This is a genomic window from Segeticoccus rhizosphaerae, assembly GCF_005222685.1.
GTDB classification, from domain to species: Bacteria; Actinomycetota; Actinomycetes; order Actinomycetales; family Dermatophilaceae; genus Segeticoccus; species Segeticoccus rhizosphaerae.
The window spans coordinates 47,665-62,686 of the sequence record NZ_SWMA01000024.1 but is presented as its reverse complement, the minus strand read 5'-3'; the positions used below and the strand labels follow the sequence as shown (position 1 = coordinate 62,686).

Here is a 15,022-nt window from a genome sequence, read left to right as displayed (position 1 = left end):
TGCTTCATCCCGCGACACGCCGACACACCCGCCACACTGGCAACATCCGTAACACCACTAACTGCGCGGCATTGCGGCTAGCGCCGCAGCCGGAAGTGCGGCACGCTGTCGGTGTCAGGAAGGGGTGCCGGTGACGACGCACGACCCACAGATCGACCTTCCGCCGGAAGACGCGCGCTCGGCGTTCCCGCCGATCGGCGATTACGCCTTCATCTCCGACTGCCAGACGACCGCGCTGATCGCTCCGAGCGGCAACATCGAGTGGATGTGCCTGCCGCACATGGCCGGGCCGAGCGTGTTCGGTGCCATCCTGGATCGCGACGCCGGCGGATTTCGCCTCGGTCCCGCCGACCAGCTGGTGCCCAACGCCCGCCGCTACGTGCCGGGCACGATGATCGTCGAGACGTCCTGGGGCACTCCGGGCGGCTGGATCATCGTCCGGGACGCCCTCCTGATGGGTCCCTGGCACCACGAGACGGAGCGGGCGCACCTCTACCGGCGCGCGCCCACCGACTACGACGCGGAGCATGTGCTGCTGCGGACCGTCCGCTGCGTCAACGGCGAGGTCCAGCTGGTGCTGAACTGCCATCCCGTCTTCGACTACGGCCGTCGGCGGGCGCGGTGGTCCTACCTGGGCGACGGTTACCACGACGCCGTTGCCGAGGGCGACGAGCAGGACCCCAGGGTCAGGCTCACGACTGACATGCGAGTGGGCTTCGAAGGGCCGCAGGCGACGGCTCGCACCCTGATGAAGGAGGGCGACACCCACTACGTCGCACTGTCCTGGACCGAGCACGAGCCGCCGCACTCCTATGAGGAGGCCTACCGGCGCCAGGTCTGGACGGCCCACCACTGGCAGCACTGGCTGGCTCGGGGCAACTTCCCCGACCACCCCTGGCGCAGTCACCTGGAACGCAGCGCGCTCACACTGAAGGGGCTGACCTACGCGCCGACCGGCGCGTTGATTGCCGCTCCCACGACGTCGTTGCCGGAAACGCCTGGAGGAGAACGCAACTGGGACTACCGCTACACCTGGATCCGCGACTCGACGCTCGCTCTGTGGGCGCTGGACGCGTTGGGCCTCGACTGGGAGGCCAACGACTTCTTCTGGTTCATGGCCGACCTGGCCGAGGCGTCCGACGGCCTGCAGATCATGTATGGCATCGACGGGGCGAAGGACCTTTCGGAGGAGGTCCTCACCCATCTCGAGGGCCACGGCGGCGCCAAGCCCGTGCGCATCGGCAACGGAGCGTTCGACCAGAAGCAGCACGACGTGTGGGGCACGCTGCTCGACTCGGTCTGGATCCACACCAGCTCGCGGGACATGCTGGACGATCGGTTGTGGCAGATCCTGGCGGGTTTCGTCGACCAGGCGATCGAGCACTGGACCGAGCCGGACCGCGGCATCTGGGAGGTGCGCGGCGAACCGCAGCACTTCACCTCGTCCAAGGTGATGTGCTGGGTGGCCGTCGACCGGGGCGTCAAGCTGGCCCGGGTGCGGGAGAACCACGAGCTCGCCCGGCGCTGGCAGGAGGCCGCCGACGAGATGCACGCCGACATCTGCGCCCACGGCGTCGACAGCCGAGGCGTGTTCACCCAGCACTACGACACCGACGCGCTCGACGCCTCGACCCTGCTGATCCCCCTCGTGGGGTTCCTGCCTCCCGACGACGAGCGGTTGCGGGCCACCGTGCTGGCCATCGCCGACGAGCTGACCGTGGACGGCCTGGTGCTGCGCTACCGCGTCGACCGCACCGACGACGGGCTCTCCGGCGAGGAGGGCACCTTCACCATCTGCTCGTTCTGGCTGGTGGCCTGCCTGTCGATCATCGGCGAGCACCGCAGGGCGCGGCACCTGTGCGAGCGCCTGCTCAGCCTGGCCACCCCGCTCGGCCTGTATGCCGAGCAGATCGAGGCCTCGAGCGGACGGCACCTCGGCAACTTCCCCCAGGCCTTCACTCACCTCGGCCTGGTCAACGCGGTGCTCAAGGTGATGGCGGCGGAGCGCGACGGCTACGACTCCCACTAGCGCCGCTCCCCTGGTTGACAGTCAGGCGGGGACGACCGTCACCTCGCCCCGCCCGAGGGCGCGGACGGACTCGGCGTGCAGGCCGGCATCGCCCACGAGGACCACGGTCCACTCGCCCGTCACGAAGCGCCGGTAGGCGTCGTCCAGCCGGGCCGGGTCGACGGTCAGCAGGTCGGTCAGGTTGGCGGTGGTGAATTCCGTGGTCAGCCCGTCGAGCGCCAGCATGACCGCCTCGTCCGCGATGGCGTCGGCGGTCGCGTAGCGCCCCGGGGCGGTCTTGCCGATGTAGTCCACGCCGGCCTTGGTCTCATCCTGCGTAAAACCGGCGCGCGCCCCGTCGAGCTGGTCGAGCAACAGTCCGAGCGCCTCGGCGGTGACGTCGGCGCGGACCGAGCCGGAGGCGGCGAACAACCCACCCCTGTGGCGTGGCCGGAAGCCGGCCCGGATGCCGTAGGTGTAGCCCTTCTCCTCCCGCAGCACGGCATCGATCCGGGCACCCGGTGAGCCGCCCAGCACGAAACCGAGGACGGGGTATGGCGCCCAGCCACCGTCGACGCGACGGTCCGGACCGTGCGTGCCCACATAGAGCTCGGTCTGGACCGAGCCGGGCCGGTCCACGAAGACGATCCGGTGGGCGTCCGCGGCCCGGCGGTCGGCCGCCGGGCCGTCATCGGCCACAGGGGCTGCCGGCGAGACGTCGGCGGCGACGTCGGTCGCCGGCCCCTGCCAGGAGCCCATGCTGCGCTCGAGCTCCGCCGCCAGGTCGAGGTCGGCCAGGTCGCCGGCCACCACCAGGGTCGCGCCGTCGGGACGCACGTGGGCCGCGTGGTAGGCCGCGACGTCCGCCCGCCTGATCGCGGCCACCGTCTCCCTCGTGCCCCCCGCGGGCCGGGACGCCCGCGCTCCGGACTCGAAGTAGGTCTTGATGAACTCCATCGCGGCGCGTGCACTCCCGATGGCGCGCTCGTGGTCGATCTCGGCCAGCCGGGTCCTGACGTGCCGGGACACCTCGACCTCCGGGAAGACGGGTTCGCTCAGGCACTCGGCCAGCAGCTCGAGGGCCGCACCCAGGTGCCGCTGGGCGACGTCGACGTCCACGAGCAGTCCGGTCTCGGCCATGCCGGCCCCGAGCGCGATCCCCTTGCGCTCCAACAGTTCCGCCAGCTCTTCCCCGGTATGCCGCTTCGTGCCCTCGTCCATGGTGCGGGACATGATGCCCGCCACGCCCTCGACCTCGCGGGGCTCGGCGGCGAGTGGTGCCGGGACGGCGAGGCGCACCGACACGACATACTGCCCCGGCACGTCGTAGGCCACGACGGTCAGTCCGTTGTCGAGCTTCGTCGTGGTGCTCGCGGGGAACGCCCACGGCTCCGGGTCGCTCACCTGCGGCCGGGGCACCAGCTCTTCGGTCCTCGTCGGCTGGGCGCTCATCGGCTCACTCCTTCGGTGCTCGTGGTGAGGTAGGCCACGACGGCGGCCGATCGCGGCTGCAACCAGCGGCGAGCGGCGTCACGCACCTGTTCCGGCGTGATCTCCGCCAGCCGGTCCAGGTAGGTGTTGACGTAATGCGCGTCTCCCTGGAGCAGCGCGTGGTGGCTGATCAGGTCGGCGCGCTCCTCCTGGCTCGCCAGCGCGGACAGCCACGACCGCTCGCTGTCGGCCAGGGCGGACTCCATCTCGACGGCGGTCGGCCCGTCATCGCCGAACCGCTCGAGCTCGGCCATGGCCGTCGCCTCGACGTCGTCGGCACTGGTCCCCTCGGCCACGTCGATGCCGATGAAGCCGAGCGAGACCCCGTCGACCAGACCCATCGCGTGGGCCGAGACGTTCGTCGCGACCTGCTCCCGGCGCACCAGTCGCTGGTAGAGCCGGGACGTCGCCAGCCCGGCCAGCGCGTCCAGGGCGAGGGCGGAGGCGAAGAACTCGGGGGTGTCGTCGACCGGGAGCCGGAAGGCGAGGTGCAGGCGGTCGTTGGGGACGTCCTCGACCCGCTCCTCGCGCACCGGCTCGGTGAGGGGGGCCAACGGCTCGGTGGGCATGGCGACGGGCGCCGACCGGGCCGGCAACGGCCCGAAATACCGCTCTGCCGCAGCGAATCCCTCCTCGGGAGTGAGGTCTCCGACGAGGGTCAGCACCGTGTTGTCCGGCGTGTAGTGCCGGCGGTAGAAGGCGTGCACGTCCTCGAGGCTGGCGGCGTCCAGGTCCTCCATCGACCCGATGGTCGGGTGGTGGTAGGCGTGGCCCTTGGGGAAGACGGTGGCGTAGATGTCGATCAGGGCGTTGCCGTAGGGCTGGTTGTCGTAGCGCTGCCGCTTCTCCTCCTTGACCACGTCGCGCTGGTTGTCGAGGTTGTCCTGGTTGACCGCATCGAGCAGGTAACCGTGCCGGTCGGCCTCCAACCAGAGCGCGAGCTCGTAGGCGCCCTTGGGCACCGTCTCGAAGTAGTTGGTGCGGTCGAACCAGGTCGTCGCGTTGAGCCGCCCGCCCTGCGCCATCAGCGCCGAGAAGTGCTCTCCGCTCTCGACCTGGCGCGAGCCCTGGAACATCAGGTGCTCGAAGAGGTGGGCGAACCCGGTGCGGCCCTCGCTCTCGTGGCGGGATCCCACCCCCACCCACAGGTTGACGGTGACGGCCGGGACGGTGTGGTCCTCGGAGACGATGACGCGCAGTCCACCCGGGAGGGTGCGCTCGGCGATGGGATAGTCCAGCGGCATTTGCCCACCATAGGTGACCGCTCGCGGGACGCTGCCTCACCCGTCCGCCGCGGCGGCTGATCGGTTCAGGCGCCGCTGCGCCGACGTCCCAGCAGGATCCCGACGACCAGCCCACCGAGCCCGGTGAGGACCAGCGGCGCGTAGCGCTTGGCCAGCACCGGCGCGATGGTGCTCCACAGGTCCAGCTGGACGTCCGGTGCGGGCTCCGGCGCGCGCGCCTGCCTCGGTGGTGCAGGTGCGACCGGCGACGGGGCAGCCGGAGACGGTGGGGCGGTCGCCGATGCCGGTATGCCGTCCGCCTCAGCCGCTTCAGACGCTTCCGTGGCGCCCTCGGTCACGGCCTCGCCCTCGGTGGACCCGCCGCCCAGCTTGTCCTGCAGGCAGGTGACGAACTGGCCGAGCAGCTTGTCGCTCACGTCCTGGATGACACCGCGGCCGAACTGTGCGGGCTTGCCTGTGATCGCCAGGTCGGTGGTGACCTCGACCAGCGTGCCCGCGTCATCCGGGCTGAAACGGGCGGTCACCGTCGCCGCCGCCGTGCCATTGCCCCGCTTGTCGCGGCCCTTGGCCTCGATGACCGCCCGACGGCTCGCCTCGTCGCGCTCGACGAACTGGCCGGTGCCGTTGTACTGCAAGGCGATCGGGCCGAGCTTGACCTTGACGGAGCCGCGGAACTCGTCTCCGTCGACCGAGGTCAGGGTGGCGCCGGGGAAGCATGGCGCCACCCGTTCCAGGTTGTTGAAGGCGGCCCAGGTCTCCTCCACGCTCGTGCCGACGGTGAACCGGTGCTCCAGGTCCATGCCTCAGCCCGCCGCCGCCAGGACCGCCCGGCGCGCCAGCACGGTGGCGAGGTGCCGCCGGTAGTCGGCGTCGCCGTTGAGGTCGCTCGGGGGCTCGGTGCCCTCGGCGATTCCCGCGACTGCCTGGGCGACCGCCTCCGGTGTCGCGGCCACGCCCGCCAGGGCCTGCTCGGCCGCCGTCGCACGGATCGGCACCGTGCCCATGTTGGTCAGGGCCACCCGGGCCTCGCTGATCGTGCCGCCCTCGGAGCGAAGCGTCACGGCGATCGCGACGATGGACCACTGCTGGGCGACGCGTGAGAACTTCTCGTAGTGGGCCCGCCACCCGGTGTGCTTGGGCACGCGCACCCCGGTGAGGATCTCGCCGTCGTCGATGGCCGTCGTGAAGTAGTCCTGGAAGAAGTCGGCTGCCGCGACCGTGCGGGTGCCGCCCTGCCCGGCGATGACGAACTCGGCGTCGAGGGCCAGGCACGGCGCCAGCAGGTCACCGGCCGGGTCGGCGTGGGCGAGGGCACCACCGAAGGTGCCGCGGTGGCGCACCTGCGGATCAGCGACGGTGCGTGTCGCCTCGCGCAGCAACAGGGCGTGCTGCTGGACCAGCGGGTCGGACGCGACCTCGTGGTGCGGCGTCATGGCGCCGATGACGAGGGCCTCCCCGTCCTCCCGCACTCCCCGCAGCGCGTCGATGCGCCCGAGGTCGACGACGACCTCGGGGGCAGCGAGCCTCAGCTTGAGCACCGGCAGGAGACTCTGTCCACCAGCCAGCACCTTCACGTCGTCACCGCTCTCGGCGAGCAGCCGGAGAGCCTCCTCGACGCTCGTGGGCGCGTGGTAGTCGAACGCCGCGGGGATCATCACGCACCGCCTTCGGTCCGGGGGCCCTGTTCGGGACTGATGACCCCGCTGCTGTTGAGGTTGCCCGAGGTCTGCTCGGGGTTGGTCGGCTGCACCGACGCCGGCTCACCCTGCTCACGCGACTGCAGTGCCTGCCAGACCCGACTGGGAGTGCACGGCATGGTGAGGTCCTGCACGCCGAGGTGCCGGATCGCGTCCAGCACGCCGTTGACGATCGCCGGGGTCGAGGCGATGGTGCCTGCCTCCCCGACCCCCTTGACCCCGAGCGGGTTGGTGGTCGACGGGGTCTCGGTGCGATCGGTGATGAAGTCGGGCACGTCCGCGGCACTCGGCACGAGGTAGTCCACGAAGGACCCCGTGACCAAGGTGCCCTGGTCGTCATACACCGCCTCCTCGAAGAGCGCCTGGGCGATGCCCTGCACCAGTCCGCCATGGACCTGGCCCTCGACGATGAGCGGGTTGACCACGATCCCGACGTCGTCGACGCAGACGTACTTGCGCAGCTTCACCGCGCCGGTCTCGGTGTCGACCTCCATCGCCGCGAGGTGGGTGCCGTGCGGGAAGGAGAAGTTGACCGGGTCGTAGGTGGCGTCGGAGTCCAGCGTGGGCTCCATCCCGTCGGGCAGGTTGTGTGCGGCGAAGACGGCGAGCGCGATCTCCCCGATCGCCATCCCCTTGTCGGTGCCCTTGACGCTGAACCGACCACCGGAGAACTCGAGGTCGTCCTCGCTCGCCTCCATCAGGTGGGCGGCCACGTGGCGAGCCTTCTCGATCACCTTGTCCGCGGCCTTGACCACGGCGATGCCGCCGACCGAGAGCGAGCGCGATCCATAGGTGTCCAGGCCCTTGACCGAGACCTGGGTGTCGCCGTGCAGGACCTCGACGTCCTCGAACGCGACGCCGAGCCGGTCGGCCACGATCTGGCTCCACGCCGTCTCGTGCCCCTGGCCGTGGGCGCTCGCGCCGGTGACGACCTCGACCTTGCCGGAGGGCAGCATCCGGACCTGGGCGTTCTCCCAGCCGCCGGCGCCGTAGGCGAGTGAGCCGAGGACCCGTGAGGGGGCGAGGCCACACATCTCGGTGAAGGTCGACGTGCCGATGCCGAGCTGGACGGGGTCGTTCGACTCCCGGCGCCGCTGCTGCTCCGACCGCAGCTCGTCGTAGCCGAAGAGCTCCAGTGCCTTGTCGGTCGCGGCCTCGTAGTTGCCGCTGTCGTACTCCAGACCGGCGACGGTGGTGAAGGGGAACTCCTCGTGGCGGATCCAGTTCTTGCGCCGCAGCTCGATCGGGTCCATCTGGAGCTCCGCCGCGAGGTCGTCCATCAGCCGCTCGATGGCGAAGGTGGCCTCCGGACGTCCGGCGCCGCGGTAGGCGTCGGTCCACGTCAGGTTGGTGAAGATGTTGTGACAGGTGAACCGATAGGCCGGGAACTTGTAGATCGAGTTGTACATGAACGCCCCGAGCACTGGCACCCCCGAGGTCACCAGACCCAGGTAGGCGCCCATGTTGGCCAGCAGGTCGACCTTGAGGCCGGTGACGATGCCCTCCTTGGTCGCCGAGAGGGTGAGCCGCTGCACCTGGTCGCGTCCGTGGTGGCCGGCCACGAGCGACTCACTGCGAGTCTCGGTGTACTTCACCGGCTTGCCGAGCCGGTTCGCCACCAGCAGCGTGGTCACCTCCTCCGGGGTCACCTGGAGCTTGCCGCCGAACCCGCCGCCGACGTCCGGGGCGATGACCCGCAGCTTGCTCTCCGAGATGTTGCAGGTCAGCGCGAGCATGAGTCGCAGGATGTGCGGCACCTGGGTCGCCGACCACATGGTGATCTGCTCGCTGGTGGGGTCGACCACGGTCGACCGGGGCTCCATGAACGCGGGGATCAGCCGCTGCTGGCGGTAGGTGCGCTCGATCACCACGCCGTCGCCGCGTGCCTGGTCGATCGCCGCCTCGACGTCGGAGCCGGTGCCCGCCTCGGCGGAGTCGAAGATCCAGGTCGCCGACTCGTTGGTGCCGAGATCAGGATGTGCGTATGGCGGGCCCGCGGCCGCCGCTTCCAGGTCCAGCACCGGCTCGAGGTCGTCGTAGTCCACCTCGACCAGCTCGGTCGCGTCCCGCGCCTCGCGTGGACTGCGCGCGACGACCACGGCGACGATCTCGCCGGCGAACGCGACCCGGTCGACGGCCACCGCGTGGTGCTCCGGGGCCTTCTGGTCCGGAGTGACCGGCCAGGCGTTGGGCAGGCTGCCGTGCGCCGCGGCCAGGTCGGCGCCGGTGTAGACGGCCACCACGCCGGGTGAGGCCTTCGCGTCGTCGGTCTGGATACCGGTGATCGTGGCGTGCGCGAGGGGACTGCGCACCATGCCGAGGTGCAGCATGCCGGGCAGGGTGATGTTGTCGGTGTAGCGCGTGCGCCCGGTGATCAGCCGCTGGTCCTCCTTGCGCTTGCGTGGAGAGCCGATCTCCGCGGCCGGAGCCGTCGTGGTCTCGTCGAGGGCCGTCATGACTGTGCCCCCGTTCCGGCAGCCTGCCGGACCGCCTTGACGATGTTCTGGTAGCCCGTGCAACGACACATGTTGCCCTCGAGTCCCTCCCGGATCTCCTCGTCAGTGGGATCGGGGTTCTCGGCCAGCAGGTCGAGCGACTGCATCATCATCCCGGGCGTGCAGAAGCCACACTGCAGGGCGTGGCAGTCGTGGAAGGCCTGTTGGATCGGGGCGAGCTCACCGTCCGTCGCCAGTCCCTCCACCGTCCGGACCTCGTGGCCGTCGGCCTGCACCGCCAGCACGGTGCAGGACTTCACGCTGCGTCCGTCGAGATGGACCGTGCAGGCCCCGCAGTTGGTGGTGTCGCAACCCACCACCGTGCCGGTCTTGCCCAGCTGTTCGCGCAGGTACTGCACGAGCAGCGTGCGGTTCTCGACGTCGTCGGTGTAGTTGACACCATCGACGGTCATCGTGATGCGGGTCATCCCTACCTACCCTCCATCGTCGCCGAGGACCGGGCAGGAGCCGTTCCGTGGCGACGCCGGACCGGACCCGTGTGGCTCTCACCCAACCGCCCCTGCCCACCGAATACAAGGGGAACGATGAAAACCGTTTGTGGGGGCAGCCGTTCAGGGCACGGTGTCGTGGTGGATCCGGCCCTCCGTCGCTGCCAGACGGGAGCCGCTGCCGCCCCAGCGCAGCTGGATGATCTCGGCGGCGATGGAGATGGCCGTCTCCTCGGGGGTGCGGGCCCCGAGGTCGAGCCCGATCGGGCTGCTGATCCGGGACCGCTGATCGTCGGTGACACCGATCTCCCGCAGCTGCTCGGCCAGCTCGGCGTGGGTGCGGCGCGAGCCCATTGCGCCGATGTAGGCCAGCTGCGGCAGCTCGAGCGCGGCCTGCAGCAGCGGCACGTCGAACTTCGGGTCGTGGGTCAGCACGCAGACCACGGTGCGGTTGTCGAGGGAGCCCGCCTCGGCCTGTGCCCTCAGGTAGCGGTGCGGCCATTCCACGACGACCTCGTCCGCCCCCGGGAAGCGGGTCGCGGTGGCGAACACCGGCCGGGCATCGCACACGGTGACCCGATAGCCGAGGAACGAGCCGACCCGTGCCACCGCCGCCGCGAAGTCGATCGCCCCGAACACGAGCATCCGCGGGGGTGGCGCGTAGGAGGCTGCGAACACCCGCATCCCCTCGCCCCGGCGCTGCCCGTCCGGTCCGTAGGTGAGCAGCTCGTTGCGCCCGTTCGCCAACAGGCCGGCGACGTCGTCGGCCACCGCCCCGTCCGCGCGGTCCGACCCCAGGGTGCCGGTCACCACGACCCCGCGGTGCACCTGTGGATGGGCGACATCGTCCCCACCGTCGTCGCCGGGTGGCACCGGGCGGATCACCAGCCGGCGGCCGAGCCACCCGGGGTCGGGGTGCTCGACCACGGTCGCGACGGCCACGGGACGGCCCTCGTCGATGTCCTGCGCGACCTGGTCGAGCACGGGAAACGTCTCGGGAGAGATGTTCTCGACGAAGACGTCGAGGATGCCGCCGCACGTCAGGCCCACGGCGAAGGCGTCGTCGTCGCTCACGCCGTAGCGCACCAGCTCCGGAGTCCCGCGCTGCGCCACCTCACGGGCGAGCTCGTAGACCGCACCCTCGACGCAGCCCCCGCTGACCGACCCGACCACGGTCTCGTCCGGTCCCACCAGCATCGAGGCTCCGGGCTGGCGCGGCGCCGACCGCCAGGTGCCCACGACGGTGCCGAGCACCGCGTTCTCACCAGTGCTCCACCACTGCATCAGCTCGGACAGGACCTCACGCATGAGCCACCACCTCCAAGAGCTCGGCGAACGACGCCATCGAGTGACCGGCCACGAGCCGGTCGACGTGCGGGAGGGCGGCGGCGATACCGCCCTGGACGGGCCGATAGCCCTCCTGCCCGCGGTGCGGGTTGACCCAGACCACCGCGTGCGCGAGCCGGTGCAGCCGGGCCACCTGCTCCCCCAACAGCCCCGGGTCCCCCCGCTCCCAGCCGTCCGACGCGATCACCACGACCGCTCCCCGGGCGAGACCGCGTTGGCCCCAACGCAGGCAGAACGCCCGCAGCACCTCGCCCAGCCGGGTCCCGCCGGACCAGTCGGGGATGCTCGCCCCCGCCGCCCGGAGGGCCGCGTCCGGGTCACGCAACGACAGCGCGGGCGTCACCCGGGTCAACCGGGTGCCGATGGTGAAGACCTCGACCCCCCTCGGCGCCACGCGCAGCATCCGGTGCGCCAGGCGCAGGTGCGAGTCGGCATACGGCTCCATCGACCCGGAGACGTCGAGCAGCAACACGACCCGGCGGGGACGGGTCTGCCGACGCCGCCGGCGCAGCGGGCCGGGCTCGCCGGCACGGCCGAGCTGGTCGCGCAGGGTGCGGCGCGGATCGATCTCGCCGTGCCGGTGCGGCCCGCGGCGCAGGCTCCGCCGTCGCGGCGGACGCACCCGCAGGTCGCCGAAGAGTGCCTCGAGCCGCCGCCGTTCGGCCGGTGAGAGCTGGGCGATGTCCCGGTGCCGCAGCACCTCGTCGCCGCTCGCGATGGCGGCCAGGGGCCGGTCGTCGCGCTGCGCCTGCTCCGACCCCGGCTGCGCGGTCAGGGCCGCCTGTGCGACCGTGACGGGAGGAGCGTCGGTGCGCCGCCGCCGTGGCAGGTCCTCGTCGGAGAACCAGATCTCGAATGCCTTGTCATAGCAGTCGAGATCGTCGGGCGAGGCGCACAGGGTGGCTCGCCCCGACCAGTAGACGCCGCGGCGGTCACCGGCCCCGGCGAGGGCGGTGGCTCGCAGGAACGCCTGGGTCCGGTCGGCCGTCACCGCCATCCCGGCCTGCCGCAGCACGCGCGCGAAGGCGACGAGACCCTCGTCGGCCGCGAGCACCTCCTGGACCACGCGCCCTCACCCGGCCAGCACCGCGTCGAGCCGCCCCCGCACCCGGTCGGCGTCCTCGCGGTACTTCAGTACCGCGCCCAGGGTGGTGCCCGCCGCCTCGTTGTCGAGGTCGGCGTGGCCGAGCCGGTGCAGCGCCCGCGCCCAGTCGAGCGACTCCGCCACTCCCGGCGGTTTGAGCAGGTCTCCCGGCTCGCGCATCCGATGGACGGCTCGAGCCACCTGCTCCGCGAGCTGCCCGGACACCTCGGGCTGCCGGGTGCGGATGATCTGGACCTCGCGCGCAAGGCTCGGATGGTCCAGCCAGTGGTAGAGGCACCGGCGCTTGAGGGCGTCGTGCAGCTCTCTGGTGCGGTTGGACGTCAGCACGACCACCGGAGGCACCTCGGCGCGCACCACGCCGTACTCCGGGATCGTGACCTGTCCGGTCGACAGCACCTCGAGCAGGAAGGCTTCGAACTCGTCGTCGGCACGGTCGATCTCGTCGACGAGCAGCACCGCTCCCCCGGCGCGCAAGGCACGCAGGATGGGCCGGTCCAGCAGGTAGCGATCGGCGAACAGCGTTCCCTCCAGCTGCTCGACATCGAGACCCGGCTCCGCCGACTCGGCGGCCTCCACGGCGCGCAGGTGGAGGATCTGCCGGGGGAAGTCCCAGTCGTAGAGGGCCTGGCTCGCGTCGATGCCCTCGTAGCACTGCAGTCGGACCAGCGGGACGTCGAGGACCTGCGCCAAGCCCTCGGCCAGTGCCGTCTTGCCGGTGCCGGGCTCGCCCTCGAGCAGCAGCGGCCGCTGCATCGCCAGCGCCAGGAAGGTGATCGTCGACAGCCCGTCATCCGCCAGGTAGCCGGTCCTGTGCAGCCCGGCGGCGACCTCGTCCGGTGATGTGCACTCCCGCACGCCGTAGCCTCCTGTCTCGAGGGTCGATCTCAGGACTTCATGACCGCAGCGTATGCCGTCCGCACAAGTGGTCGCGCGGCTACCCGGAACCCCTGGGCCGGATCAGCCGGGACCAGTCTTCGGTGCCGGCGGCGAGTCGACGTCGGCGCCGGTCGCGAGATCCGCGCACTCCACGAGCTGCGCGCCGTGGCTGCGCAGGTAGGCCCCGGCGCCGCGGTCGCCGTCCACCGTCTCGCAGACTCCGGCCCAGTGGTTGCGGCCGATCAGCACGGGGTGGCCGACCCTGCCGGCGTAGGACGCCCGGACGAGAGCGTCCGGTGTGGCGCGCGGGAGCAGTCGGGCCACGACGTCGGCGCCGACGTCCGGCAGGTCCACGAGGTGCACGCAGGCACAGCACGGCGACTCGTCCGGCCCACCGTGATCTGCAGCCACGTCAGCTCGGACCATCAACGCCACCAGGCCCGCTCGCAGGGAGGAGCCCAGTCCCTGCGCCCAGTCGGCTGCTTCCACCACCTGCACCGGCCAGTCGGCCAGCCGCTCGGCAACTGCTTCCGAGGCCGCGCCCACCACCACCGTCACCTGGTCACAGCCGCCGGTCAGCAGCACCTCGGCCCCTCGCTCGGCCCAGGTGGCGTCCTGCCGTGCGCCCCTCACCCCGTCGGTGCGGAGAGCCTTCGGCCCACCGGCGCGGCGCCCGGCCCCAGCCGCGAGCAGCAGCCCGGCCACACGGCATACCCCGCGGACGCCATGGCTCGCCGACGCGTCGCTCACCCGACCGGGTCAGTCCTCGTCGCGCCGGGTCTGGCCCGGCCGGTCCAGCGAGGGCCGGAAGTCCTTGCCGAGCTGCTGCAGCGCGAGCCTGGCGAAGGTCTGCTGCTCGGTCACCGTCCGTTGGGCCCGGCCACGACCGAGGAAGCTCACCACCCAGTGCAACAGCGTGGTGATACGGCTCTTGAAGCCGATGATGTAGAACAGGTGGACCCCGAGCCACAGCAACCAGCCGAGCAGACCTGACATCCGCAGCCTGCCGATGCTGACGACCGCACTGAACCGCGAGATCGTCGCCATGCTGCCCTTGTCGAAGTAGTGGAAGGGCTGCCCGGTCTCACGACCCTCCAGCCGGCGGTGGATCTGGTCCGCGGCATACCGCGCCGACTGGATGGCCACCTGCGCCACCCCGGGGAGGTGGTCGAGGGTGATCATGTCGCCGACCACGAAGACCTCCGGGTGACCCGGCAGGGTCAGGTCGGGCTGCACCGGGATCCGGCCGGCCCGGTCGACCTGCAGGCCCACCTGGTCGGCCAGCTGCCGGCCGAGGGGGCTGGCGGAGACGCCGGCCGCCCAGACCTTGGCGACCGCGTCGATCCGCTCCCGCCGGCCGTCCTGGTGCTCCACGACGATCCCGGTGCGGTCCACGTCGACGACCTTCTGACCGAGTCGGATCTCCACCCCCATCTTGCGAAGTCGCCGGGCCGCCTTGCCACCGAGGCGGTCGCCGAAGGAGCCGAGGACCGAGTCCATCGCATCCAGCATGATGATCCGCGCCCGGGTGGGGTCGATGTGCCGGAAGTCGTGACGCAGCGTCCGTTTGGACAGCTCGGCGATCTGCCCTGCCATCTCGACCCCGGTCGCGCCCGCACCGATCACCACGAAGGTCATCAGCCGGTCGACGTCCTCGGTGCGCCCCGCAGCTGCGGCCAGCTCGGCCAGCTCGAACGACCCGAAGATCCGTCCTCGCAGCTCGAGGGCGTCATCGATGCTCTTCATGCCGGGCGCGTTGTCGGCGAACTCCTCGTGCCCGAAGTAGGACTGTCCCGAACCGGCGGCCACGATCAGGCTGTCGTAGTCATAGGTGTGCTCGCGCTCGAGGACGTGCGCGGTGACGGTGCGGTGCTCGAGGTCGATGTCGGTCACCTCTCCGAGCACCACGTCGGCGTTCTTCTGCCGGCTCAGCACCTCTCGGGTCGAGGGGGCGACCTCGCCCTCGGACAGGATGCCGGTGGTGACCTGGTAGAGCAGCGGCTGGAACAGGTGGTGGGTCGTCCGGGCGACGAGGGTGAGGTCGACGTCGGCCTTCTTGAGGGCCTTGGCCCCGAACAGGCCACCGAAGCCCGAGCCGATCACCACCACCCGGTGTCGCCCCCGTCGCCCGGTCGCGGGTGCCGTCGGTACCGTCTGGTCGGCGCTCATCGCTGTCCTCCAACGTCGTGGTCCACCCATCATGGCGGCCTTCCCCCCGGTTCAGCGACCGCGGCGGCCGGGACAATCCCGGCCGCGTTGTCTGACGCGTCACGCCCGAAGCTCCCTGCTTGGCAACGGCAGACTGGAGCT

General features: G+C 71.1%; 12 protein-coding genes. 1 reads left to right on the top strand and 11 read right to left on the bottom strand.

The features are described from left to right. The first annotated feature begins 130 nt into the window (after window positions 1-130). On the top strand, window positions 131-2,029 hold the full coding sequence (locus FCN22_RS15300; RefSeq protein ID WP_238384772.1) for a glycoside hydrolase family 15 protein: 1,899 nt from the start codon (window positions 131-133) through the stop codon (window positions 2,027-2,029). Between the two features lie 21 nt (window positions 2,030-2,050). On the opposite strand, the gene FCN22_RS15295 is transcribed toward FCN22_RS15300, so the two are convergent. The 11 genes from FCN22_RS15295 to FCN22_RS15245 all read right to left on the bottom strand — a co-directional run bounded on the left by FCN22_RS15295 (window position 2,051) and on the right by FCN22_RS15245 (window position 14,881). After that, a complete protein-coding gene (locus FCN22_RS15295) occupies window positions 2,051-3,460 on the bottom strand; it encodes a M16 family metallopeptidase (protein ID WP_137122416.1) in 1,410 nt (469 codons plus the stop codon). Then, the gene (locus FCN22_RS15290) at window positions 3,457-4,743 is read right to left on the bottom strand and encodes a M16 family metallopeptidase (protein ID WP_137122415.1); all 1,287 of its coding nucleotides are present in this window, start codon (window positions 4,741-4,743) and stop codon (window positions 3,457-3,459) included. The genes FCN22_RS15295 and FCN22_RS15290 overlap by 4 nt, the downstream gene beginning before the upstream one ends. Window positions 4,744-4,808: 65 nt before the next feature. Continuing rightward, entirely contained in the window at window positions 4,809-5,543 is a 735-nt protein-coding gene (locus tag FCN22_RS15285; protein ID WP_137122414.1) for an SRPBCC family protein, read from the bottom strand. 3 nt (window positions 5,544-5,546) lie between these two features. Further along, entirely contained in the window at window positions 5,547-6,398 is an 852-nt protein-coding gene (locus tag FCN22_RS15280; RefSeq protein WP_137122430.1) for an FAD binding domain-containing protein, read from the bottom strand. Next, window positions 6,398-8,896 (bottom strand): xanthine dehydrogenase family protein molybdopterin-binding subunit, encoded by a 2,499-nt coding sequence (locus FCN22_RS15275; RefSeq protein WP_137122413.1) that lies wholly within the window; start codon window positions 8,894-8,896, stop codon window positions 6,398-6,400. The genes FCN22_RS15280 and FCN22_RS15275 overlap by 1 nt, the downstream gene beginning before the upstream one ends. Next, window positions 8,893-9,363, bottom strand: a complete 471-nt coding sequence (locus tag FCN22_RS15270; RefSeq protein ID WP_137122412.1) for a (2Fe-2S)-binding protein — start codon at window positions 9,361-9,363, stop codon at window positions 8,893-8,895. The genes FCN22_RS15275 and FCN22_RS15270 overlap by 4 nt, the downstream gene beginning before the upstream one ends. 144 nt (window positions 9,364-9,507) lie before the next feature. Continuing rightward, window positions 9,508-10,692 (bottom strand): XdhC family protein, encoded by a 1,185-nt coding sequence (locus FCN22_RS15265; RefSeq protein WP_137122411.1) that lies wholly within the window; start codon window positions 10,690-10,692, stop codon window positions 9,508-9,510. Then, a complete protein-coding gene (locus FCN22_RS15260) occupies window positions 10,685-11,797 on the bottom strand; it encodes a vWA domain-containing protein (protein ID WP_238384771.1) in 1,113 nt (370 codons plus the stop codon). Before FCN22_RS15260 ends, FCN22_RS15265 begins: the two co-directional genes overlap by 8 nt. Before the next feature lie 6 nt (window positions 11,798-11,803). Further along, complete coding sequence (locus FCN22_RS15255) at window positions 11,804-12,691, bottom strand: AAA family ATPase (RefSeq protein ID WP_238384770.1); 888 nt, start codon at window positions 12,689-12,691, stop codon at window positions 11,804-11,806. 102 nt (window positions 12,692-12,793) lie between these two features. Beyond that, window positions 12,794-13,462 carry a nucleotidyltransferase family protein gene (locus tag FCN22_RS15250; protein ID WP_238384769.1) on the bottom strand — a complete coding sequence of 223 codons (669 nt, stop codon included), beginning with the start codon at window positions 13,460-13,462 and terminating at the stop codon, window positions 12,794-12,796. Window positions 13,463-13,471: 9 nt separating this feature from the next. Next, a complete protein-coding gene (locus FCN22_RS15245) occupies window positions 13,472-14,881 on the bottom strand; it encodes an NAD(P)/FAD-dependent oxidoreductase (RefSeq protein WP_137122410.1) in 1,410 nt (469 codons plus the stop codon). Window positions 14,882-15,022 lie beyond the last annotated feature (141 nt).